The organism is Photorhabdus cinerea (assembly GCF_011189575.1).
Taxonomy (GTDB): domain Bacteria; phylum Pseudomonadota; class Gammaproteobacteria; order Enterobacterales; family Enterobacteriaceae; genus Photorhabdus; species Photorhabdus cinerea.
Window position 1 is genome coordinate 51,058 of sequence record NZ_PUJW01000001.1, and the last position, 25,868, is coordinate 76,925.

Annotated in this window: 15 protein-coding genes and 1 pseudogene; 12 read left to right on the forward strand and 4 right to left on the reverse strand. The window is 42.4% G+C overall.

Annotated elements, in window-relative coordinates:
- Window positions 1-612: 612 nt before the first annotated feature.
- Window positions 613-2,607, forward strand: a complete 1,995-nt coding sequence (gene tkt, locus C5469_RS00265; protein WP_166300771.1) for a transketolase — start codon at window positions 613-615, stop codon at window positions 2,605-2,607.
- A 105-nt stretch (window positions 2,608-2,712) separates the two neighbouring features.
- On the opposite strand, the gene C5469_RS00270 is transcribed toward tkt, so the two are convergent.
- On the reverse strand, window positions 2,713-3,084 hold the full coding sequence (locus C5469_RS00270; protein ID WP_166300774.1) for an antibiotic biosynthesis monooxygenase family protein: 372 nt from the start codon (window positions 3,082-3,084) through the stop codon (window positions 2,713-2,715).
- A 216-nt stretch (window positions 3,085-3,300) separates the two neighbouring features.
- Window positions 3,301-3,774, reverse strand: coding sequence for a MarR family transcriptional regulator (locus C5469_RS00275; protein WP_166300777.1), 474 nt, complete (start codon window positions 3,772-3,774; stop codon window positions 3,301-3,303).
- A gap of 464 nt (window positions 3,775-4,238) precedes the next feature.
- Between C5469_RS00275 and epd the strand changes: the two genes are divergently transcribed.
- The 3 genes from epd (at window position 4,239) to fbaA (ending at window position 7,634) form a co-directional block, all read left to right on the forward strand.
- Window positions 4,239-5,258: an erythrose-4-phosphate dehydrogenase gene (epd, locus tag C5469_RS00280; protein WP_166300780.1), complete on the forward strand. Its 1,020-nt coding sequence runs from the start codon at window positions 4,239-4,241 to the stop codon at window positions 5,256-5,258.
- 82 nt (window positions 5,259-5,340) lie between these two features.
- Window positions 5,341-6,504 carry a phosphoglycerate kinase gene (gene pgk / locus C5469_RS00285; RefSeq protein ID WP_166300783.1) on the forward strand — a complete coding sequence of 388 codons (1,164 nt, stop codon included), beginning with the start codon at window positions 5,341-5,343 and terminating at the stop codon, window positions 6,502-6,504.
- Between the two features lie 53 nt (window positions 6,505-6,557).
- A complete protein-coding gene (gene fbaA / locus C5469_RS00290; RefSeq protein ID WP_166300786.1) occupies window positions 6,558-7,634 on the forward strand; it encodes a class II fructose-bisphosphate aldolase in 1,077 nt (358 codons plus the stop codon).
- A gap of 187 nt (window positions 7,635-7,821) precedes the next feature.
- On the opposite strand, the gene C5469_RS00295 is transcribed toward fbaA, so the two are convergent.
- Entirely contained in the window at window positions 7,822-7,995 is a 174-nt protein-coding gene (locus tag C5469_RS00295) for a hypothetical protein (RefSeq protein ID WP_242689335.1), read from the reverse strand.
- A 507-nt stretch (window positions 7,996-8,502) separates the two neighbouring features.
- Here C5469_RS00295 and C5469_RS00300 point away from each other — a divergent pair.
- The 5 genes and pseudogenes from C5469_RS00300 (at window position 8,503) to C5469_RS00320 (ending at window position 19,909) form a co-directional block, all read left to right on the forward strand.
- Window positions 8,503-10,152, forward strand: coding sequence for a condensation domain-containing protein (locus tag C5469_RS00300; RefSeq protein WP_166300789.1), 1,650 nt, complete (start codon window positions 8,503-8,505; stop codon window positions 10,150-10,152).
- A gap of 84 nt (window positions 10,153-10,236) precedes the next feature.
- Complete coding sequence (locus tag C5469_RS00305; protein WP_166300792.1) at window positions 10,237-13,368, forward strand: amino acid adenylation domain-containing protein; 3,132 nt, start codon at window positions 10,237-10,239, stop codon at window positions 13,366-13,368.
- Between the two features lie 493 nt (window positions 13,369-13,861).
- A pseudogene (locus C5469_RS24365) lies at window positions 13,862-18,272 on the forward strand (DUF637 domain-containing protein); the annotation flags it as partial.
- Between the two features lie 767 nt (window positions 18,273-19,039).
- On the forward strand, window positions 19,040-19,558 hold the full coding sequence (locus C5469_RS00315; RefSeq protein WP_166300795.1) for a hypothetical protein: 519 nt from the start codon (window positions 19,040-19,042) through the stop codon (window positions 19,556-19,558).
- A 93-nt stretch (window positions 19,559-19,651) separates the two neighbouring features.
- On the forward strand, window positions 19,652-19,909 hold the full coding sequence (locus C5469_RS00320; RefSeq protein ID WP_166300798.1) for a hypothetical protein: 258 nt from the start codon (window positions 19,652-19,654) through the stop codon (window positions 19,907-19,909).
- A 610-nt stretch (window positions 19,910-20,519) separates the two neighbouring features.
- On the opposite strand, the gene C5469_RS00325 is transcribed toward C5469_RS00320, so the two are convergent.
- Window positions 20,520-21,857, reverse strand: coding sequence for a condensation domain-containing protein (locus tag C5469_RS00325; RefSeq protein WP_166300801.1), 1,338 nt, complete (start codon window positions 21,855-21,857; stop codon window positions 20,520-20,522).
- 362 nt (window positions 21,858-22,219) lie between these two features.
- Between C5469_RS00325 and fepB the strand changes: the two genes are divergently transcribed.
- The 3 genes from fepB to C5469_RS00340 are packed head-to-tail and all read left to right on the forward strand — an operon-like array spanning window position 22,220 to window position 25,397.
- The gene (fepB, locus tag C5469_RS00330) at window positions 22,220-23,248 is read left to right on the forward strand and encodes a Fe2+-enterobactin ABC transporter substrate-binding protein (RefSeq protein ID WP_242689337.1); all 1,029 of its coding nucleotides are present in this window, start codon (window positions 22,220-22,222) and stop codon (window positions 23,246-23,248) included.
- Between the two features lie 35 nt (window positions 23,249-23,283).
- Complete coding sequence (locus C5469_RS00335; RefSeq protein WP_207628613.1) at window positions 23,284-24,336, forward strand: FecCD family ABC transporter permease; 1,053 nt, start codon at window positions 23,284-23,286, stop codon at window positions 24,334-24,336.
- Window positions 24,333-25,397 (forward strand): FecCD family ABC transporter permease, encoded by a 1,065-nt coding sequence (locus C5469_RS00340; RefSeq protein ID WP_166300804.1) that lies wholly within the window; start codon window positions 24,333-24,335, stop codon window positions 25,395-25,397. Before C5469_RS00335 ends, C5469_RS00340 begins: the two co-directional genes overlap by 4 nt.
- The last annotated feature ends 471 nt before the right edge of the window (window positions 25,398-25,868 follow it).

Below are 25,868 nucleotides of genomic sequence, written 5' to 3' on the forward strand. Positions count from 1 at the left end.
GACTAATTAAGTAGTTATCTGCGTGGTTATTTTAATTATTCTATTTAAAATAACCCGATCGTATAATGGATTGCAATAATTAATTCGTTAAAAAATAGTATTTTTTTTACTTTATCTATAATTTGTTAATTAAATTGCTTATTATTTTGTGTAAAAATTTCATTATGTGAGAAAATATAACTGTGATTATTATTTTATTCTGCACTATTTAATTTGTTTATTGATGTTACGGTAATGTTTATAAATTACAATGACGATAGGACATTAATATGTGAATCTACCCAATATAAACAACTAATGTGATGCTTGGAAATTTCCATAAATTAAAGATGTATTTTCATTTAATTGAGTATTTTATGTTTTACCATCTTATGTCTTGATTTGCGGCTCATGGTTATATTTAATTAATTCACCTCTTTAGTATTACTCAATTAGTTCGTTTATTTATTGCTCTGATAACACTGAAATTCATGTAAAGCAGCGACCTAAATCAAAGAATTGCCGTTCAGGTGAAATTAAGATAGTTTCCCTTTTGGGCTTTAAAGATTGCGGTTTGTACGCTGTGCTGAGAAAATTACCCCCTAAACGTTTTTATCCCACTTGGAGTAGAAAATGACCACTCGTAAAACCCTTGCCAATGCTATTCGCTTCCTGAGTATGGATGCTGTGCAGAAAGCAAAATCAGGGCACCCTGGTGCGCCTATGGGAATGGCTGACATCGCTGAAGTTTTATGGCGTGATTATTTGAATCATAATCCAACTGACCCACATTGGGCCGATCGTGATCGTTTTGTATTGTCTAATGGTCATGGTTCTATGCTGATTTATAGCCTGTTGCATCTCACCGGTTATGAGGTTTCAGTTGAAGATCTGAAAAATTTCCGTCAGTTACATTCCAAAACCCCAGGCCATCCTGAGTATGGCTATACTCAAGGCGTAGAAACTACGACGGGTCCTTTAGGGCAGGGGATTGCCAACGCGGTAGGTTTCGCGATTGCTGAACGTACCCTGGCTGAGCAATTTAACCGTCCCGGTCATGATATCGTTGACCATGACACTTATGTATTTATGGGTGACGGTTGCATGATGGAAGGCGTTTCTCATGAAGTGTGTTCTTTGGCGGGTACGTTAAAACTGGGTAAATTGGTTGCTTTCTATGATGACAATGGCATTTCCATTGATGGTCATGTTGAAGGCTGGTTTACAGATAATACAGCAAGCCGTTTTGAGGCTTATGGCTGGCATGTGGTTCGCGGTGTTGATGGTCATAATGCAGACTCGGTCAAAGCAGCGATTGAAGAAGCCCGTAAAGTTTCTGATAAACCTTCACTGTTGATGTGTAAAACGGTGATCGGTTTTGGCGCACCAACCAAAGCAGGTACTCACGATTCCCATGGTGCTCCATTGGGTGATGCAGAAATAGCAGCAACTCGTGAAGCATTGGGTTGGAATCATCCAGCATTTGAAATTCCGGCGGAAATTTATTCAGAGTGGGATGCAAAAGAAGCGGGTAAAGCAAAACAAACAATCTGGAATGAAAAATTCGCCGCTTATGAAAAAGCGTACCCTGAGTTAGCGGCTGAATTTAAACGCCGTACCTGTGGTGAATTGCCTGCAAATTGGGAAGCCGAATCAAAAGCATTTATCGAACAGTTGCAAAATAATCCGGCCAATATTGCCAGCCGTAAAGCATCTCAGAATGCTTTGGAAGCATTCGGTAAAGTGCTGCCTGAGTTTATGGGCGGTTCTGCTGATCTGGCGCCAAGTAACCTGACGATGTGGTCAGGTTCTAAGCCATTGAACGAAGATCAGGCAGGTAACTATATCCATTATGGGGTGCGTGAATTTGGCATGTCAGCCATTATGAACGGTATTGCTCTGCATGGTGGCTTTGTACCTTACGGTGCCACTTTCCTGATGTTCGTTGAATATGCTCGTAACGCAGTGCGTATGGCGGCACTGATGAAAATTCGCAGCATCTTTGTTTATACCCATGACTCAATAGGTTTGGGTGAAGATGGTCCGACTCACCAGCCAGTAGAGCAGATTGCAAGTTTGCGTGTGACACCAAATCTGAGTACGTGGCGTCCATGCGATCAGGTTGAATCTGCGGTGGCGTGGAAATACGCTATCGAACGTAAAACTGGCCCGTCAGCACTGATCTTCTCTCGCCAGAATCTGGCCCAGCAAGAACGTACTGCTGAGCAATTGGCTAATATTGAGAAAGGGGCTTACATTCTGAAAGATTGTGAAGGCCAGCCAGAGCTGATTCTGATCGCAACGGGTTCAGAAATTGAACTGGCTGTGGCGGCTTACAATCAACTGATTCAGGAAGGTCGTAAGGTGCGCGTAGTTTCTATGCCATCTACTGATGCTTTTGATAAACAGGATGCTGCATATCGTGAAACGGTTCTGCCTGCTACGGTTTCTGCGCGTGTTGCAGTTGAAGCGGGTATTGCTGATTACTGGTTTAAATATGTTGGTATGAATGGCGCTATCGTTGGTATGAATACATTTGGTGAGTCAGCGCCAGCTGATCAACTGTTTAAAGCGTTTGGTTTCACTGTAGAGAATGTGGTCGCTAAGGCTAAAGCTCTGCTGAAATAATTAGTCGCTTCATAAATGAGCGCACCTGAGGTAAACGTTGAGCGGGTGCGCTCTTGTTCTGCATGATATCGTTATCGAAGAGGGATCGTGACAGTTTTCCTCGGCTTATGCCACGCAAATTCCAGGGACGGCTACTTTTTGGAATACGTGAGGCGAACCGACAATCCCATCAGGATACTTGGAGAGTTTCTCCTTGAATTCAGGGTCCATGAATGCGGCGCGGAAACGCTCCAGACTCTCCCAAACGGCATAGTTCATGAATGTGCCACTGCCAGCGATTCCGCGATGTAATTGTGTGGAAATCAGTCCTACCTTAGACCGGAAATATTCTGCATCTTCCTTCCAAGTTTCTATTAGGGCGTCAGCCATTGAGGGATCAACATGAAATATGTTCACCAGCACTATAGAGCCATCAGTGTTCGAAAATAACTGTTCCCGTAGGGTTACGTGGGTGTCCATTTCTTCTAGCTTGACCATTTCTATCTCCTGAAAATTATTTGTTTATATTTATGCTTGTATTGCTATCCTGCCTAGGCGAGTCGCGTGATTTACGCGGCTTTTGACGGCAACAATATGCCAACGTAGAGACAAATGCATTCCACCAATTACATGCTGTTTCCACGTTGTATTTTGTTTAACTGTTTGGTAATTCTTTGTCGTTATTAACTAACCAATCCGTAGCGCTATGACGTGTTATGTAGCACCATTTGGCACTGGTGACTCTTCTAGCCCCGTCTCTAGGCTTATCAAGGTGTTTAATGTCACTTTTAGCTCGTTAGGATCAGAGGATTGCATCAGTGATCCGACCCATTCAGCTTCCAGCGATATCGCCGTATCAAAAGTACGCCAACCAAGCTCGGTCAGCTGATAGAGTGGTGAGCGTTCATGCCGAGGATTAGTGATAATTTTCACCATCTCTGAGTTCAGACCGAGATTCAATTGCTTTTGCACTCCCTGGCGCGTGATACCCATTGCGGCGGCAATCTGAGGCGCAGTAAGTGGATGTGGTGCATGCGCAATCGCACCGAGTACTTGCCATCTTGCACTTGTGATTCCCAACGGGGCGACGAGCTGATCCCCTTTAGAGAGCAGTAGGGCGTTGAGCCGAAATACCGCCAATGTGATCTCAGTGAATACTTCAAACGCCGAAGTTTTATCGGTTGACACGATTTACTTCCTTCCTTTAGCACCTCAAAAAGCGACAACTAGTTTCCATTTATTGAGATTAAATGTCAATATTTCAATAAATGATATTGATGATCAATGTCGCGGTTGTGAGTAAATAACGGTGGGATTGTTTCTTTTTGCTTGCTTACGTTCGACGAATATGAGCAACAGTCTTTAAATAAAGTAGGAAGCCTTGCCTTTGAACAGGGAGAAAATAAAGAGGTATTTTTCTGCTAACAATTAATTTCGATATCTTCACTTGGCAGGTTGATCACTTTTTGCTATTGCGATCAATTTCCTTTTCCCGTAATCTCCTTACTAGTAGCTGAATCGTTTCATTTTGTTGTCTGACGGCGTTTTCGGTGCCATTGTTTTAATAATTTTGTGATAAACAGTCGGTACATTAATGATTGAGTCAGCTATTCTAAGCGGTTGCGTGATAATTACTATTATTCGGGAGTAACATGACAATCAAAGTAGCAATAAACGGTTTTGGCAGGATAGGGCGTAGTGTCTTACGTGCTCTTTATGAATCGGGTCGCCGGGCTGAAATCGCTGTTATTGCTGTTAACGAGTTGGCCGATGCCGAAGGGATTGCTCACTTGCTGAAATATGACTCCAGTCATGGCCGTTTTTCTTGGGATGTGCGTCTGAACAATGATTTGTTGCAGGTTGGTGATGATAATATTCGCTTGTTTCATCAACCAGATGTATCGGTGCTACCCTGGCAGGAATTGGGTATTGATATTGTTCTTGATTGCAGTGGGATTTATGGCAGTAAGGCTGATGGGGAGGCTCACCTTGCCAGTGGTGCAAAAAAAGTGCTGTTTTCTCATCCGGGTGGAAATGATTTAGACGCGACTGTGGTTTATGGTGTGAATCACCACTTATTGACAGCCGAAGATCGCATTGTATCCAATGCCTCTTGTACCACTAACTGTATTATTCCCATCATTAAATTGTTGGATGATGCATTTGAGATTGAGTCTGGCACAGTGACAACAATTCATGCCTCAATGAATGATCAGCCTGTGATTGATGCTTATCATAAAGATTTACGGCGTACCCGGGCGGCAAGCCAGTCTATTATTCCGGTGGATACTAAACTGGCGGTAGGAATAACCCGGATTTTTCCAAAATTCTGTGACCGTTTTGAAGCTATCTCAGTACGTGTACCAACGATTAACGTTACTGCTATCGATTTGAGCGTTACGGTAAAATCTCCGGTAAATGTCAAAAGAATCAATGAACTAATGCAAGAGTCAGCAGCGACTTCATTTCGTGGTATAGTTGACTATACAGAATTGCCGTTAGTCTCAACGGATTTTAACCATGATCCCCACAGCGCGATTGTTGATGGCACACAAACGCGGGTAAGTGGGCAACATCTGATTAAAACATTAGTCTGGTGTGATAATGAATGGGGCTTTGCTAATCGAATGCTGGATACAGCGTTAGCGATGGCTGCTACCGGTTTCAAATGATCTGTTGCTGACAGACGGTGCATAATAGATTTGTACACGGCATAAGATTAAATAATTTAGAGAATCAATGAGAGGATTCACCATGTCTGTAATTAAGATGACCGATTTAGATCTAGCGGGTAAGCGTGTTTTGATCCGTGCTGACCTGAACGTTCCGGTAAAGGATGGCAAAGTCACCTCTGATGCGCGTATCCGTGCTTCCCTACCGACCATCGAAGCAGCATTAAAACAGGGCGCCAAAGTCATGGTGACTTCTCACCTTGGACGCCCTACTGAAGGCGAATATAATGAAGAATTCTCGCTGAAACCAGTAGTAGACTACCTGAAAGAGAAACTGTCTTCTCCAGTTCGTCTGGAAAAAGAGTATCTGGAAGGTGTGGATATGGCAGAAGGTGAATTGGTTGTTCTGGAGAACGTTCGCTTTAATAAAGGTGAGAAGAAAGACGACGAAGTACTGGCTAAAAAATACGCTTTCTTATGTGATATTTATGTTATGGATGCATTCGGTACGGCTCATCGTGCTCAGGCTTCTACTCATGGTGTGGCTAAGTTTGCTCCTGTTGCCTGTGCGGGTCCTTTGTTGTTCGCAGAACTTGACGCCTTGGGTAAAGCGCTGGATAAGCCAGCTCGTCCAATGGTTGCTATCGTTGGTGGCTCTAAAGTTTCAACCAAATTGACTGTTCTGGACTCGTTGTCAAAAATTGCTGATCAACTAATTGTAGGTGGTGGTATTGCTAATACTTTTGTTGCCGCTGAAGGCCATAATGTTGGTCGTTCCCTATATGAAGATGATCTGATCCCAGAAGCGAAAAAACTGCTGACAAGCTGTGATATCCCAGTGCCAACTGATGTTCGTGTAGCAACCGAATTCTCTGAAACCGCAGAAGCAACCCTGAAATCCACCAGTGATATTAAAGATGATGAGCAAATCCTCGATCTGGGTGATGAGTCTGCTCAACGTCTGGCGGAGATCCTGAAAAATGCTAAAACTATTCTGTGGAATGGTCCAGTTGGTGTATTTGAATTCCCTAATTTCCGTAAAGGAACTGAAATTGTAGCCCGTGCAATTGCTGATAGTGATGCATTCTCTATCGCAGGGGGTGGCGATACTCTGGCAGCGATCGACCTGTTCGGTATTGCTGACAAAATTTCTTACATCTCTACCGGTGGTGGGGCTTTCCTTGAGTTTGTAGAAGGAAAAAAACTGCCCGCGGTTGTGATGCTGGAAGAACGTGCAAAACAGTAATTAAGTCATGACGGGCAGTTTTATCTGCCCGCTCTAAACAGGACCCACGTAACATGTCTAAAATTTTTGATTTCGTAAAACCGGGTGTCATCACTGGTGATGATGTTCAAAAAGTGTTCGCAATAGCCAAAGAAAACAACTTTGCGTTGCCAGCGGTAAACTGTGTAGGTACTGATTCAATCAACGCAGTTTTGGAAACTGCCGCAAAAGTTCGTTCTCCAATTATTATTCAGTTTTCTAACGGTGGTGGTGCTTTTATCGCCGGTAAAGGGTTGAAAGCTGAAGGTCAACAAGCGGCTATTCTGGGTTCAATTTCTGGGGCTCACCATGTTCATCAGATGGCTGAGTATTATGGTGTTCCTGTGATCCTGCATACTGACCATTGTGCGCGTAAACTGTTGCCATGGATTGATGGTCTGTTAGATGCGGGTGAAAAACACTATGCAGCGACCGGTAAGCCGTTGTTCTCTTCTCATATGATCGATCTGTCAGAAGAATCCCTGGAAGAAAATATTGAGATTTGCAGTAAGTATCTGGCTCGCATGGCGAAAATTGATATGACACTGGAAATTGAATTGGGTTGTACTGGTGGTGAGGAAGATGGTGTTGATAACAGCCATATGGACAGCTCTGCCCTATATACTCAACCAGAAGACGTTGCTTACGCTTATGAGAAGTTAAACGCCATCAGCCCACGTTTCACCATTGCTGCTTCTTTCGGTAATGTTCATGGTGTTTATAAGCCAGGTAACGTTAAACTGACGCCAAAAATTCTGCGTAACTCTCAGGACCATGTCTCTGAGAAATTCAATTTGCCACCCAATAGCCTGGATTTCGTTTTTCACGGCGGTTCAGGCTCTACAGCAGAAGAGATCAGAGAAGCTGTTAGCTACGGTGTTGTTAAAATGAATATCGATACTGACACTCAATGGGCAACTTGGGAAGGTATTCTGAGCTACTACAAAAAGAATGAAGGCTACTTGCAGGGCCAGTTGGGTAACCCAGAAGGTGCAGATAAGCCAAATAAAAAATTCTATGATCCACGGGTATGGCTGCGTGCAGGCCAGGTTTCTATGACTACCCGTCTGGAACAGGCTTTCAAGGAATTAAATGCCGTTGATGTATTGTAAGTGACTTTTGCTCCCGCCACGATTATAGCGGGGGCTTTTTGCAACACGCATCGGTTATTTTGAGGAAATTCTATTGTGCGACAGAATGCTATTTCTGAAACTGCCAGCCAGTTATTTAACTGACTGGCACTAGCCGAGTATTTATTTTCGTCGTATGAATTATGAATGGTGATTCATATGGAATTATTCATTTTTGCCTGTTCTCTTGGTTAATTTGCTTAATTTGAGTTAATAAATCAGTTCTTGCGCTATGTGTAATTTCACTTTTTTCAATATGCTTTTTAGCCACATCATTAACGTCGTTAACTGTTTTTCCTACCGAGCTTGCAACCCATGCTGCTTGTGCAATGGTTATTGACATCCTCATCCACCCTCATATTTCGGGTGTTGTTGTACCCACTGTTACTAATCTTGGGTTTTGATAAATTTTTTACGCATCATCACTTTGAGCATAACCTAACTGCACGGTAATGGTTTCCAGCCCGCCAGATAGATCTATCATGTAAAGGCTATTTATTAACTATTGGTTTGTCCATGGATGTCGTCGTAATCAAGCTGGAGAAACAGATTGTGCGGTGTCCATTTATTTATTGCTATAAATTGGATATTAATTTATTAAATATATTAAATTTTCTATCTAATTTAGATAGTGTTATCTTAATTTGGACCCAATTTAATGGGATTTTCTGCCCATCTTGTTGTTTTATGTAATTAATAAATATAAATATTTTCAGTTTGTTTTAATCATTGACGTCATGGTGATTCATATTCATGTTGCTTTATTTATCAGATAATAATAATTTTTATTATCATTCTCATGTAATCGCATTTTTGTTGTAGTTGATGATCTAAACTTTATGGAAACCAAATGAGAGAGCTAACGACCATGCAGGCCGCTTATTGGGTTGGCCGGCAATATGAACAGACGTTGGGCGGTGTTACCGCACATTTGTATGCCGAGTTTGATGGTACTGGGCTTGATCTTGAGCGGCTGAAAATTGCTGTACAGTACCTTTTTGATATTCATCCGATGTTACGACTACGCGTTACACCGGATGGCATGCAAACTATAGAAAGTCGGTCTTCCAATAATAAATTGCACATTGATGATGTCAGCATATATGACGAAAAAGGTATTGCTGATTTTCTGGAAAGTAAACGAAAAAGTAAAACCCACCAGAAACTGAATCTTGAATATGGTCAGCCTATTGATTTGAGTGTCACTCTTTTAAAGGATGGAGATTTTCGTTTGCATGTTGATCTGGACATGATCGCAGGTGATGCGCAAAGTTTTCGTATCCTTATGGAAGATTTGGCCCGATTTTATCACCAGCCTGAACATCAACTGAAAAATGGAGGCAGCACTTATTTTCACTATTTAGAGCGGATGCAGGCTGATAAACTTTTATTGACTTTACGTGAGCGTGATAAAAAGTGGTGGAGTACGCGTATTGCGCAAATTCCACAAGCTCCTAAGTTACCTCGTATTCATAGCCATTTTCCAAAAGGAGAATATTGTAGTGATCGATTAGCTGTTCAACTGACTAAAGAAGAAAAGCTCTTGTTAAAAGCAACAGCTAAAAAATATCAGATTACGCTATCAACACTATTTCTATCTCTTTTCGCTTGTACAGTGGGGATTTGCACGCAGTCTGACAAATTTAGATTAAATGTGCCTACGTTCCAGCGGGAACGTTACCTCAGTGATGTGGAGCAAATTGTTGGTGATTTTTCAGATTTATTTATTTTAAGTGTTGAATTACAGCGTCATGAGTCGATGATTACGTTATGCCGTCGTTTTGCTGATCAAATCGCTTTACTCCTCTCTCACTGTACTTATCCGGGAGTCAGTGTCATGCGAGATCTCTCCAGATACCACGGTAATATGCAAATTTCGCCCATCGTTTTTACATCCGGTTTTGGTATCAGTGGCGATAATTTATTTTCCGAAAATGTCACCCGTGCTTTTGGTGACATGACCTTTGTTATTTCGCAAGGCCCACAGGTTGCTTTGGATGTTCAGGTTGCGCCTGCTTATGAAGGAATTTTGATTAACTGGGATGTTCGTCTGGATGTTTTCCCTGAACCGTATATCCGCAGAATGTTTGATATATATCTCTCTTTGATTCGAATGATCATTCGTTCGCCTGAATTGATAAACCAGTCTTTGGACTATTTTTTCTCATCTCATTTTTCTACTTCGCATCAGGATGTGGGGACTGAAAAGGTGACTTCCTCTTGTGTTGAGAAAATGCTCATTCTTCTGCTGTCTCGGCTTACGAATGAAGAAAATATCAACGCTAATACTGCTCTTTCTGCATTGGATATTGACGCTGATGTCGCGGAAGAATTAACGGGATTTATTAACAAATATATCCCACAGGCAGGCTTGATAATTGCAGATATTACGACTCATCGAACATTAAATGCACTGGCGCAGACGATGACAGTGAGATCGCAGGGAATGGCTGAAAAGGCGGCTGAGGCACTACTGAAAATCCTTAGCAAGCCGAAGTAATCTTTCTTTTTGAAGGATGCTAAATGTTTAAGTTCGTTAACGTAGGTTTTGTTCTTTCTCATCATCAAAAATCGAGGAAATATCATGGATACCGCACTGACACCATTACAATGTGCATACCTACTAGGCCGGAGTGAACTGTTACCATTGGGTGGTGTTGCCATGCATGATTTCAGGGAATTCAGAGGTAACATCGAGTTTTCTGTCATTAAGACTCGGCTAACCAGATTAGTACAGCAATACGATGCGTTACGTACCCATATAGATGAAAATTCATTAGTTCAACATGTTTCCGATGCCATTACCTTGAATCTTGATGAAATTGATTTCACGGGCATTCCGCGTTCAGTGGCTTATCAAAAGATCGATGAAATGAGGCAGGCGTATTCTCATAAAATCCACGATCTTTCTCGCTCTCCCTGGCATATTTGGGTCATTAAATTGGCAGAGCCAGAATATGAAGATAATGACCATGTTACGACCGTGGTGTTTGTGAGTTTTGATGCACTGATTTTAGATGGCAGAGCTATCTCTCTAATATTGTTTAAATTGTTTGAGGGAGATGAGAATGACCAGAAAGGCGATATGCAAACGAGAAATATCGCTCATTTGCTTCAACAGCCTTCTGGCTCGAAAAAGCAAAGTGATACTCAATATTGGTCAGAAAAGCTGAAAGAATATCCCGGCCCACCGGCTTTGCCTTGGAAAAGACCGCCAGAATCAATTAAATCCTCTCGTTACAGAAGGGAAAAGGTCACTGTTCCCAGCACGACGTTGAATAATTTGTCTAAAATAGCTTCATCTTATGGCCTGTTTCAAAATACGATTTTGTCCACGATTATCCTGGAGATAATGTCATTTTGGATACAAGATAGTACATTATGTATCGGTGTTCCGGTCGCTATTCCCGCCCAGAAAATGCAGTTCAGTAATGAATCTTCATTTATCGCTGCTTATTTTAAAAGAGACCAAGTGCCATTTTTGGAAAGAGCGAGTGCTTTTCAAAATGAGATTTTTGCGTCTCTGGAACATCTGGATTTTTCCGGTGTTGATATTAACAAGCTAATATTCAGCCAACATCAGACAGGTTTAGCGTTACCCGTTGTGTTAACGAATGGTTTGTCGTGGAAAACATTGTCTGCATCTGGTGATGTCTCTTTTTATGATGGATTAACGCAGACGCCACAAGTTGCGATGGATATTCGTTTGTCTCTGGACCAGGATAAAAATCTGGTGTTATCCATTGATTATGCAGAAAAAGCACTGGAGAAAAATATCGTACAGGATATTTTACAAACAATCACTCACGCAATAGCGCTTATCTGTCGTCAGGGAAACCTCGCGGTGGATTTTTCTCAGGCGATTGAATATCACCATTACAAAGATAACGGTGATAACAGTGATTTTATTTGTTCAAATTTCTTGGCTCGTATTGCGGATAATCTATCGACGGCAAAATTAAAAAAGTCTGCCATCATCTGTGGGGATCGGCAAATTACTTATTCTGAGTTGGGGGAATATGTTCAAAAGATAGTGAATAACCTGAATCATTATGGGCTGCGCAAAGGGAATGTTGTCGCGATTTGTTTACCGCGTAGTCCTGAACATGTGATGGTGACAATCGCGTGTGCGCTTTTGGGGATTATCTGGGTGCCTATTGATGTTAATTCTCCCTCTGAACGACTGGATTATTTGCTAACGAATTGTCATCCTGATCTCATTGTAAATGCCGGACAGTTGAATAGTGATAAAGCCATCACTTTGGAGACACTACTCACATCGGTTGCTGAAAACGTCTCACTCCCCTTAGAAACTTTATCATCACTGAGTCATAGCATTGAACCCGCTTATTATCTGTATACCTCCGGAACAACGGGTAAGCCTAAATGTGTGGTACTCAATAATAAAGCAACATCTAATGTTATCGAGCAAACGCTGAATAAATGGGAGGTTAAACAAGATGATGTGTTTATTTCCGTCACGCCATTACATCATGATATGTCTGTTTTCGACCTCTTTGCATCACTGACTATTGGTGCAACATTGGTTATCCCTGAACCCCATGAAGAGAAAGATGCTATCCGTTGGAATCGGCTGGTTTCGAAACACAAAGTTTCTATTTGGTGTTCAGTGCCTGCGATTTTAGAAATGTTAATTGCGTGCCAAAAGGGAGGTTCTCTCTCTTCCCTTAGATTGATAGCGCAGGGCGGCGATTATATTAAGCCGATGATCATCGAAGAAATTAGAGCAATTTATCCTGATATCCGGCTATTTTCTTTGGGAGGGCCGACTGAAACAACAATCTGGAGTATATGGCATGAAATTACCCCAGAGGATGTTAGCCTTATTCCCTATGGTAAACCTCTGCCTGCGACTCAATATTTTATCTGTAATGATATCAATGAACATTGCCCGGCGTTTGTGACGGGTCGGATTTATACTACAGGAGTCAATCTTGCCTTAGGCTATCTTGAAGATGGTATTGTTGTGCAAAAGGATTTTGTTACTATCATTTCGCCTAAAGGTGAACAGTTAAGAGCGTTTAGAACGGGGGATCAGGGCTATTACCGAAAAGATGGCACAATTATCTTTGCCAGCAGAGTAAATGGTTATGTCAAAATTCGGGGAATTAGAGTGTCTCTCCACGATATTGAAAGTGAGCTATGTAAGCACTCACAAATCAATAATGTTGTGGTCGTTGATTATCCAAATGAGCAAAATGGCGATGCAACGTTAGGCGCCATGTATACGACGCTAAATAGCCGGGAAATTCCTGCCTCAGAATTACGGGATTTTTCTCATGAGCTTTTACCGGTTTCTCATATACCAACACGTTTTGCTCATATCCAAGCATTTCCTTTGTCTGCAAACGGTAAAATAGATCGACACCAAATTAGGGCGTTCTTTACACAATCGAAGTCGGATAATTTGGCTGATAAGAAGTCCGTTGTATCAGAGAGCCAAAGAGTCAATAATAGCGCAGAGAATGAGTATTACCAATCGATCCTCGGCATTTATTTGCATACCATTGGTGCGCAGCAGTTATCTGGTTTGAATGAAGACTCTGAGTTTTTAGCGCTAGGATTAAGACCTTCTCATCTCAAAGAAATCGCCCGGCGTCTCACTGAAAAATTTGGGGTTATTCTGACGCCCCAGCTTTTAGTTAAATGCAGGAATACCCGGCAGGTTTTCTCCTTGCTTTCACAAAGCATGTAACCTGTTTTTGCAAAAGAACCGGAGCTTGACTCCGGTTTTCACATTGTTGACTTTTAGCGTTTCGATTATCACGGCTCAATCAAATACAGGATTAGATAGTATCTCCAATCTTATTGCCACTTTTCAGCATTTAATATATCTCATTCCCCATTGTCAGGATTAAAGAACCAGATCTTGATCACATTTCATACTATTCATTCAGACGGATAATTAATTCCAAATTAGAATAGTTTAATTATGTCACTAATAAATTATTAATGATTATCCATGGGAAAATTACCGCTTTATTACCGGAGCCTGACAGGACTTGTTCTGCTGGCCATCTCCACACGGGCACAGGCTTCAATGCCTGTCAGCCCGGTGGATCAAGACACTATCACGGTAGGAAAGCCCCTCATTCACCCCGCTCACTTAAAACCGGATAACTGGGTCACTTATTGGTCAGCCTCACTCACTTTGTAACACTTAATTAAATTTAGGAAAGGGATAAGCAATGAATAAACGCAACGACTCGGTGGTCAGAGCCACGAGTTATCTTTTAATTTACTTTACGGCAATCCAGCCGTTACATCCGGCGATGGCTGCGGGTATCACGCCGGATAATAACCAGACACAGGTCCAAAACCAGAATAATATCCCGGTGGTCAATATCGCCACGCCGAACGGCGCCGGAATATCTCACAACACCTATCAGGAGTTCAATGTTGCCCCACAAGGCGCTGTCCTCAATAACGCCACTCAGGCGGCGCAATCCCAGCTGGCCGGGCAACTTAACGCCAACCCTAATCTGAAAGAGAAACCGGCGGAACTGATCATCAATGAAGTCACCGGCAGTGGCCGCTCTGACCTGCAAGGCCAATTAGAAATAGTGGGTAACAAAGCCAACGTGATGATTGCCAACCCCAACGGCATAACTTGTGATGGTTGTGGTTTTATTAATACTTCGGGCGCCACCCTGACCACCGGTAAGCCCCTGTTTGATAAACAGGGCGCACTGGAAGCCCTGGAGGTGAAACAGGGCCAGATCACCATTGGTGATAAAGGGCTGGATGGCAAGGCGACGGATTATGTCGATATTATCAGCCGGGCAACGGAATTAAATGGCAAAATTCAGGCCAATACCCTGTCGCTGACGCAGGGCGCCAACCGCATCAACCTGAAAGATGGCACCGTGAAACTTGTCGCTGGCGAAGGGGCTAAACCGCAATTAGCGGTGGATACCAAAGCGTTAGGCGGCATGTACGCGAATAAAATCCGGCTGGTGGCGACTGAGGATGGCGTCGGGGTTAATCTGAAAGAGTTAACCAGTAATCAACGTGATATTACTTTAAACGCTAATGGCAAAATTGAACTGGGTAATATTCAGGCCAAAACGGACCTGAATATTCTTGGCAAAGAAACGCATATTGCTCAAAATACTAAAGTGCAGGCGGGACAGGATATTACTCTGGCCAATACCACACTGGATAATAAAGGCCGTGTGGCTGCGGGCCGGGATATGCGGGTATTCGGTGATACCGTGCGAAATACCGGGGATAAAGCTTTACTGCAAGCCAACGATAATATGTGGATACAGAAAGATGCACAGGGGAATAAAGGTCAGTTAGTCGAGAATAGATCGGCGACGATAAAAACCGTGAAGGGGGATTTGGTTATCAGGACAAAGGAGTTGAATAATACTCGCAATATCTTTGTTATGCAAAATAAGCAGGTAACACCCGATTTTACAGACCGAGATATGACTATTTTTAGTGATATAAGCATTTTCGACTCCCCTTATTCTCTCACCGCAGAGTTGACGCCACTTCCTGATAAATGGTTTGGGCATGTCTATTTTAGTGGGATTGGCCTTGGAAAGGACGGGACAGGAAAAGCGTATTTAAATAATAGCAGAATTAAAAGTAGGGTATTGGAAAATTCTCCGCCCGGTCTTATTTTCTCTGGAAGAAATGCTTACATTAACAGTAATAATTTATCCAATCGAATCAGTCGGATTGAGGCTAAAAAAGATATCTTTCTGGCTGGAAATAAATTGATTAATGAAAGCAAAAGAAAAGGTTCACTCAATGATTTTATTATTTATGACCTTAAGCTTGAGCCAATGCCAACGGTATATCCTTATAAAAAATCAGGAGAAACTAAAACCTGGCATGATGAGGAAAATGTCCTTGAGCCCGCCAGCGTAATCGCGAAAGGGAGCATTGTCGCTGATTTCAAAGACAGTATTAATATTAATACCGAACTTCCTTATGACATTAAAACGGTCTCGGAAGTGAATGTTAAAGAACGACCAGAAACATTATCAGCAGAAAATATTCTTCTCCATGCGGGGAAAATTAATATTACTGATAAAATAAAGGCAATGAATACATTAGATATTATCTCTGAACAGGATATTAATCTTAATGATGCATCACTGCTGTCATCAAATCATTTATCTATGACAGCCATCAATCATATTCACGCGCTGCAAAGTGAGGTAAAAGGCAAAGATATCACCCTGATAAGCCGTCATGGAGATATCCGGTTCCAAAGCAGTGAAAAACCCGGCTATTTTAATGCAGACAATACCCGTAGAATAAGTACCTTAGGGGCTAAGGGTAATTTAACAATCTACACGGGTAAAAATCTACTTTTACACAATACATATTTAACTCCAGGCACTCATATCTCTCTGACAGCCAATAATGATATTGAAATAGAAAACAATGGACGGCTATCCCCAAGACAAACGGGTCCTATGCATCCAGACCCATGGGATAACAATCTCCTTAATGCTATTTTGCCTGAGCAAGAGAAGGCAGACTTTCAGTCTCTATTGCCAATGACCGGCGTTTTAACTGCCGCAGAATCATTGATAATTCATGCCGGGGGTCATTTTTTCACTCAAGGCGCTTTCATCTCAGCCGGAAAAGAGGTTTATTTAACTGCGGCAAAGCATATTGAGCTCAGTTCTCGTGAACTGATGTTTCACAGACTGGGCAAACTTTTCTTATCGGGTAATTATATTCCCCCTTTACGTTCAATGGAATTAGGCAGCAGAATCACGGCAAAGAATCATATCAGCATAATGAGTGGTGGGGATATTAACGGGAAAGCCGTTCAGATACAGGCAAACGGAAACACATTATTATCCGCAGGAAACCATATCACTTTACCTTTCCTGATTTATGGTTATTCCCCCATTCAATATGGTGATGATAACGACAAAGATAATCTACATTTCACGGCTCAAATCCGGGGGGATAAAAAACTGACAATAGCGGCCAATGGCGCTATCACCACAATGGGTTCTAAACTGACTTCGGGGGGGGGATGTCATACTTTCCTCGGGTGGCAATATGCGCTTCGAATCAGCGCAAAATCACACTTATCGGGAAAATGGCCGTGAATCCACCGAATCCGTGACTCAGAATGGCACTGAACTGACCAGCGGTGGCGTCCTGACCGTGATTTCAAACGGCAGCATGCTATTCCAGGCCACCAAACTGGCGGCTAAAGGGACAATGGATATCGCGGCGCAAGGCGGTTATCTGTACGCTCAGGCAATGGAAGAATCCAGCCACTATGAGAAAACAGAAACCCAACGTCGGTGGTATGGTAAAAAGAAAACCACCACACACACCCGTCATGATGTCACCAACAAAGTCACGGAATTTACCGCGGGCGGGGATATCAATCTGTTAAGCCGGGATGACAGCACTTACGAAGCCAGTAAAATTGCGACGGATAAAAACGCCAGACTGACCAGTACTCACGGTAAAGTCAATTTTAAAGCGGTCAAAAACAGTACCTTTGAACAGACGATTACCCATTCCAAAGGCTTTTATATCAAGCAGACTGATAAAGGCTATACCGAAAACAAATGGGTGCTTCCTGCGATTCATATTGGCGGAAAACTGACAATAGAAGCGGCTAAAGGTGTCAGCGCGGATATCAAAGCCCGGAATGGTCAATCGCTACAAAATGCGGTGTCAGTATTTGGCAATACCCCGGAAACTGCCTGGCTGAAAGGACTGAATGAACGAGAAGATGTTCAATGGAACTTAGTCAAAGATGCGTATGACCGTTGGGATTATAAAAGCCAGCATCTGAATCCGGTGGTCTCTGCGGTAATTGCGATTGCAGTCGCCGCTGCGACAGCGGGGGCGGGAATAACGGCTTCGGTGGCCGGGTCTGCCGCCAGTACAGCGGGTTCAGCCGCGACAGCAGCGGGCGCGACCGCCAGTACTGCCGCCACCATGAGCTCAGTGGCTTACGGCGCGACGGCCTCCGGCATGGCTGCACTCGCTTCTCAGGCCGCGGTCACTTTGGTGGATAATCAAGGAGACTTATCCAAAACCTTAAAAGTGTTGGGCAGCAGCGCCACCGTTAAATCCACCCTCACATCCATGGCGATGGGTGGCGCACTGGCGGGTTTTGACACCATCATGGGATGGGATAAAGCCGCCAATGGCACGCAAATTGACCCGGCAAAAGCGACATTACCGTCACTGAGCAACGGTGACTGGAGCAAAGTGGCTCAACGGGTCGCGGGTCAGTCCGTCATTAGCGCCAGTCTGAACACGACGATTAATGGTGGCAGCTTTAAAGATAATTTCACCACCGCATTACTGGCCAATATTGGCAGCTAGATTAACGCCGAAGGGGCCGGGCTGATTGGTGATAACGGTCAGGTGTTAGGTTTACCCGGAAAAGCCATCAGCCACGCAGCGGTATCTGCCCTGGCGGCAGAAATTGGCGGCGGGGAGGCCAAAGGGGCGGCTGCCGGGGCATTAGCCGCGGAACTGGCTGCAATAACATTGGATAAAACATTCAGCGATCCGATGGCCATTCAGGCCGGTGGTAAAATCCTCGGCGGCGTTGCGGGGGCGATTGCAACCAACAGCGCAGAAGGTGCGAACAGTGGTGCCAATGCCGGGGAAATAGTGATTGTCTATAATTCACTGGCACATCTTTTGTCCGCCGCAGAGAAAGAAAAGTCAGGCACACTCAAAACCTACGAGGAGAAAAAGCAAGCCTTTTGTCAACAGTCACCGGCGGTGTGTAAACAAGCCGGAGACGTTATCAGTTTAGGGACTGACTTCGTGCCGATTGTCGGAGATATCAAAGGCTTTGTTGAAGCTGAGAGTGCATTAGATTATCTGGTAGCCGCAATAGCGATTATTCCCGGTGCAGGTGATGCAGCCGGGAAGACTATTAAGGCAGCAGAGAAAGCCTTACAGAAAGGTGACGTTGGCGAAGCTTCCAAACTGCTCAATAAGGCCAGTGATGAAATCACATTAGTCTCACGCCCCGGTCACAGAAAATCAGAAATTGATGTTGGGAAAGATTTGGGGGATGGCTGGAGTGGTCAGGTTACATTTAAAGATGGCAAGGAAGTTCCTTATGGCACTAAAGGCAGTGTTCGTCCAGACTGGTGTCAGGGCAATGTTTGTAGTGTTGAAGTGAAGAACTATAATATTGCAACGAACAAAAATGGCCTGATTAATAGTGTTGCCAAGCAGGCGATTGAGAGGCAGAAGAATTTACCTGCGGGGATGAAACAACGAGTAGTTATTGATGTTAGAGGGCAAGCAATGACATTTCAGCAAGAAGCGGCTATCAGAAAAGGTATTGTTGAAAAATCTAACGGCATGATTAGTGCCTCATCAATTAGGTTCAAGACAGAATGAGAAATATAGGATTTAGCGGTGGAAGTTCTACAAAAGAGCTTGGAACAGTCAATGATGTTGTATTGTTTTTTGAATGTTTGAAACTCTTTGTTGAACTGAAGTATCCAGAACAAAACTGGCATCTTTTAACAGATAGGCTTTATAAGCGTTATTTACGTCAAGAAGAGATAGAGGATGCTAAGGCTCAGATGGAACAAGTACGTCAACTATTTATGAACTTGCCAAGTTCATCAGTTGAATGGGACACGGTAAGATTGGCTAATGTTGAAGAAAGCAGATTGGATCTTAGCTTCCCTATGTTATCAGATGTATTTTTTCGCTATTTCGACGCTTTTTCATATTGCATTGAATCTGCAAAGGTAAATTATGAGGAATTTAAATCATATCCAGACTACAAGTATGAGCCTGTAAAAGTAGTAATTACTGATATGCCTTTGTATATGGAAGATCAATATCGTTCCTTAGAAGAATACGATGCTTTAAGCCCAGACGATCTACCATTCTGGTTACGTTAAAAAAAGCTCTCGGCCTTGTGAACTGTATTCCAAAAGTTGGATATTCAACTTATAAAGGTGCAGTTCATACGGCTAGGGTTTCTTTGTTATTAATTGCTACTTACCATCTGTAAAAATTATTTAAAAATTGGCGGCGTTGCGGGGGCGATTGCAACCAACAGCGCAGAAGGTGCGAACAGTGGTGCCAATGCCGGGGAAATAGTGATTGTCTATAATTCACTGGCACATCTTCTGTCCGCCGCAGAGAAAGAAAAGTCAGGCACACTCAAAACCTACGAGGAGAAAAAGCAAGCCTTTTGTCAGCAGTCTCAAAGCCCTTTGGGCTTTGGTAAAAAAACAGACGCTCATTAATGTCAGATTTTTAAAAGGCATAGAGTAACTAAAAACGGCTTATTCCCTGTCATGTTTAATACATTTATCGTCGTGTTACCCTTCGTTTATTTTACATCTAATTAATCTGTCATGACCATTTAAAAACACGAAAATAGATATGTTAAAAGCTTTATATAAAAATGGGTTTAATTATAAATGCAATTTTTTAATAGGATGTCAATTACATTTAAATCAAAGTCGATTAACTATTAATTAAAGAATTAAAAACAAATTAGTGAGAAAAATAATATTATCCGGGTAAGATAATATTTAAGTGTTTTCTCGCTATTATTTTACGAAGAAAATAATAAAAACAATGCAGTGCAAAAATAGATAAAATGGTTAATTTGACAGGATTTAAGCTTTGAAAAAAGGTATTGATTATCCGAGTATCTTTATTACCACCAAGTTATTTACTGGTCTGCCGGGATTTTCATCATTAAAACGATCCGATCATCATCTTTCATAAAAAAGTGATTTTGACGATGACTATTTTAACTATATCAATGAAATACCTGACTCACGTGCTCTGAACCGGAGTCAGACTCCGGTTCTTTTATTTTTATAGGTAAGTTATTTTTTTATTTTATCAATAAAGCGCTTTTATAGGCAGGAAAAGCGAGTTTCCGGTGAGCACTTTTTGTAGAAAATTAGTCAGGTTTTTTTGATGGTTTTCAACCTCTTCTTGACTAAACATTGATGAATCAGCATCGAGATCAATAATTAATTCTCCAGCATCTACTTTACCGCGGTAGATAATATTAAAGCTAAAACAGTCATAGAGTCCGCTGGTGAGTATATGGCGTTTAACCTGGCAATCGACAAAATTGGGAGAGTCAAAAGGTAATATATTGAGCAGTGGAGAAAATAAGTAACGGGTATCTTGAGGTAAACTGTGATCTAAAAAGATTTGTTCTATACGATATCTGGCATGAGTCCGTTGAATATGAAGCGCGTTGATTGTCTTTTTCAAAAAAGTCTCTAATGTTTCATCCAGATTGGTGTTTATCAATAAGGGAAGGATATTAGTCATTAATGCCGGTGTATTGGTTCTGAAACGGGTTCGGCGGTTCATATAGGGTAGCCATAGCGGCATTGAATATTCACCATTTTGTGTCTGTGTAGGGAAATGATGAAGCAGGTAGATGCTTGAAAGTGCGACTAACAGATCTGGCCAGGCGATCCTTGTATCAGCGGATAAATGTGTTAAGCCTGTGACAATATTCTCGGAGAACGTACAACTGGAATGATGGCGTTTGGTACTATAGTCGGCTCGGGCGATATCCATGGTTGGAAGGCGAGCGGATGAAAGATAATTTTGCCAGTACAAGCGATCCTTTTCATATTGCTCGCTGTTACAGTATTCTTGTTCTTCAGTAAGGTAGCTGCTGAGTGAGTGAAAGGAAGCATCGGCATTGGCTTTACCAAGATAGTACGAATAGAAATGCGCACAGCGATATTCAATGAGTGCCATACCAAATCCATCAAGAAGAATATGATGAGCACGGTTGTACCAGAGATAATGAGACTCGCTTAATTTGAATAGCCATTGAGCAGATAGCGGTTGAGTTAATAAATTCAGTGGAGATTCTACATCGGTTTGCATGAGTTGTAGTGCGGCGTGGAAGGGATCGGGCTGGGTCTGTAAGTCGATGAATTTTAGCTGTGGTATGGTGGCTTGATTCGGTTGTTGTAAAGGAAACGGCTCTTCTTTACGGAGTTGAAAACGGACAGAGAGCACCTCTGTTTCACTAATCATCATCGTTATTGCTTTGCAAAGTGCTTCCTGATCGACATTACCCTGAATATCCAGATAGTGCGCAACAGTCGAAACAACTCTTTCAGGATGCAGGCTGAACTCGTGCCAGTAATATTGTTGTGCCTGTGTCAATGGAATCCAGCTAGAAGTTTGAGCGATATTTAACATTGGATAAACCTTATGAATTCATCATAGAAAATAGAATAAAAAAATGGAAAAACTCTCTTCTATGCTTGTGATAGGTGTTTACACAATGTTAAGCCACGATATTCCCATCTGAACAAGCCAACGCATAATTGCCTATTTATTCCCATGACATTCATTCTCCTGTTTGAGCACCATTTTTCATTTATTGTTTCTGGCTGAGATCTGAGTTGGTTTTATTACTGAGAAAATGAAACATTTGTTGTGCGATACAACAAGAATGTGACGTATTTCGTGATCATCGTTATTGTGTATGATAATCATTATTAATCTCGTTGTCGGATATTAGACAAAATGATACATTACGTCCACTTTGGATTATCTGAATGGGTATGCGAAGTTTCTGTATCGCTGAACCACAATCACTATCTGAGAACGCCAGAATGAAATCGATGTTAACCCTTGTATATGGCTTGGTAATTACTCTGGTCAGTTTATTTGGGGGGACTGTTTATGCTGCAAATGCAAAAAATGCAGCTCAGACGGAAAGCCTTTCTTGGCCAAGAGATTTTAAAAATGCTGATGGTACTATCACCACTATTCCCACAAAACCCCAGCGTATTTTATCGACCACCGTTTCGATAACAGGAATACTGTTATCAATTGAGGCCCCCGTAGTCGCAAGTGCAACGGCCACGAATGGGAAATTTTTCGCTCAATGGGACAGCGTTGCTCAAGAACGGGGACTTGAAAAGCTTTGGCAAGCCGGCAATATTGATCTGGAAATGGCTTATGTTGTCGCGCCCGATCTGATTGTGGTTTCTATGAGTGGTGCTGATTCTGCATATGCTCAGGTAGAACAACTTAAACAAATCGCGCCTACGATTATCTTAGGTTATGGTAAACAGACATGGCAGGGTTTGGCGACTGAATTAGGAAAGGCGATAGGGCTTGAAGATAAAGTTACGGCCAGAATTACGGGTTTTGATAACTATCTTGCTGAATGTCGGGCAAAAATTGCCATCCCCGAAGGTAAGGTTAATATTATCAGCTATGGGGGGCCGGGAACGATTAACCCCATATCAACGAGTATAAGTCCACATGCTTTGTTGCTTTCACAGCTTGGATTTACTATCGAGCCGGCAGATCCTACCTGGCATAACGGTGGAAATAAAACCGGAGATTTTGTTTGGGCACAATATGAAAATATTACGCAGCTAACTGCGCCTACGACATTTCTTTTAAGCGCAGGAAATGACAGAGCTACCGAGTTCTTAAAAGATCCTGTACTCGCTAATTTGGCATCGGTCAAAACAGGGCAAGTCTATGGCCTTGGTATGAATTCGTTTCGAATTGACTATTACAGTGCAAAAGAAATTGCTGACAGCATTGTTAAACGGTTTGGTATTAAGTAGAAAGCGAAATAGCTTAGTTATTGTTTGGGCTGGATATGAGAAAATCGATTTTTTCAGCTGCTAATTCTGCCGCGCAATCCCATAACCGGCAATTCAGATTTCAGCGAAGAGGGTTGCTGATTTGTGGGTTATTGCTTGTGGCATTTTCAGTTTTTAGTCTTTTTGTCGGAACCCGTCCTGTCACGATAAAAGTTACCTGGGAGGCATTTACCGCTTTTAATCCTGCCAATAGTGAACATTTATTGGTTCGTTACCTGAGAGTGCCTCGTACTCTGCTGGCGATAATCGTTGGTTGTTCGTTGGGGGTCGCTGGCGCCATTATGCAGGCGCTTACCCGTAATCCACTGGCTGATCCGGGTATCCTGGGTATCAATGCCGGGGCAGCGGTTTCCATTGTCTCGGCAATTGCTTTTTTTGGCATTTCCGATGTTATTGGTTATATGTGGTTTGGTCTGGCAGGGGCGGCCATTGCAGGTTGTGGTGTGTATTTACTTGGGGGAATTCAGCATGGGTTGAACCCGGTAAGAATGGTATTGGCGGGCGCTGCCTTGTCCGTTGTATTATTTGCTGTCACCCAGATTATCACCATAAACAGTGAAGATGAGGTATTTAATCAATTCCGGCACTGGGTGGTGGGTTCACTTCAAGGGCGAGGTTATGAAGTACTTTTTCCTATCTTTATTCTGGTGGCCTCAGGAGTGATGATTGCCTTAATGTTGACAAAGTCTCTTGATACGGTAGCACTTGGTCATGATCTGGGAAAATCACTGGGTGTTAATCAAACCAAAGTCTGGATTCTGTCTGCATTGGTCATCATTATGTTATCTGGTGGTGCAACGGCAGCGGCGGGGCCTATTAGTTTCATCGGCCTGACAGCTCCTCATTTCGCCCGTTTAATTGCAGGGCCTGATTATCGTTGGGTACTCCCTTATTCTATGCTTATATCTGGGGTTATGGTGGTCGCTGCTGATAGCCTGGGGCGAGTCGTAGGATATCCTGGGGAAATTAGTGTTGGCATTATGGTGGCGCTAATCGGAGGGCCGTTCTTTGTTTTTCTTGTCAGAAAATGGAAAATTGTCCAATTATGAGCAGACGGAATTATTGCAAGACTGAGGTTAATATTTCCGGTAAGGTCTGGCGACAAGGAAAGATGTCTCTTGTTTTCGTTCCCAGAAACCTCATGGTGACTTGTGCCATGCTGCTGTTGATTATGGTATTAGCGGTTTTTTCCATGACTATCGGCAAATTCAATATCACCATCGAGCAAATTATCAGTATTTTTTGGGGGCCGAGTTCTGGCACTGTCAGCGAAAAGATCATCATGGATATTCGTTTACCTCGAGTGTTAACCGCAATTTTTGTTGGTGTGGCACTGGGGGTATCTGGTGCGGTCTTTCAGTCCATTTCCAGAAACGCGTTAGGTTCCCCAGATGTGATTGGTTTTACAACAGGTGCGGCGACGGGGGCAATTATACAGATAGTTTTATTTGATAATAATGCAGCGCAGGTAGCGATTGCTGCTATTGTTGGTGGCGTTCTGACCGCAGCGGTAGTATATCTGTTGTCTTTAAAATCTGGTTCAATAGGTGGGTATCGTCTTATTCTAACGGGTATTGGTGTGGGTTCAGTGTTAACTGCCCTAAATGGCTTATTACTGGTAAAAGGAAATCTGGATAATACCGTGATGGCAAATTTGTGGCTTGCTGGATCACTTAATGCTCGTACATGGGGACATGTTTTTCCTGTCTTAACGGGGGTTGTATTACTGGTACCTCTGGTTCTTTTTACGGCAAGGAAATTGAACATTATCGAGATGGGGGATGATATTGCCAGTCAGCTCGGTATCAAGGTGGAACGTGTTCGTCTTATCATGATTTTCTGTGCTGTAGTGTTAGCAGCTCTTGCCACTGGTGCTGCTGGGCCAATTGCTTTTGTTGCTTTGGCCGCACCTCAGCTTGTGGTTCGCCTGACTCGTTCAAGAAATATGCCTGTCATCAGTGCCGCTCTAATGGGCGCTTGCCTTTTGTTGGCAGCTGATCTGTTTACACAGCTTTTGCCTTTAAAAGCGGCAGTGCCTATTGGACTTATGACAGGGCTTGTTGGCGGAGTTTATCTGATTTGGTTGCTGACCCGTTCCCAGCAAATTTAGTAAAAACTGCCGTAAATTTATTTGGGACTCTTTATCTTTCTCTATTGATGGAAGAATTTCGTTATTTATATTCCTAACTTAGACTGTGAATTATTTCTTTATTTCCCTAGTTTGCTTGTTTTTTGTGCTTGAAATAATTCCATAAAATATAGGGATATACTCTCAGTTAATTTCTTTCTGGCTAAATACATTCCTAAAACTACATATTTTACCGAGTTATCTTTCGCTTTTTTTATTTCTTTGAAATAAAAAATTGTTTTATATATGAAATTTATTTTTCTGTTGTATTGATCACATTTAGTGATAATGATTTTTATTTACATACAATAATACACCTTGTTATGATAATTATTACCATTTAAGAAATGTTATAATAAATTAACACCGAAAGTTAATAATAATATAGAAAAACTATTCCAAACGAAATTAACATGGGTTAAATCGCACCATGTTTTTTACAGACTGGGGTCT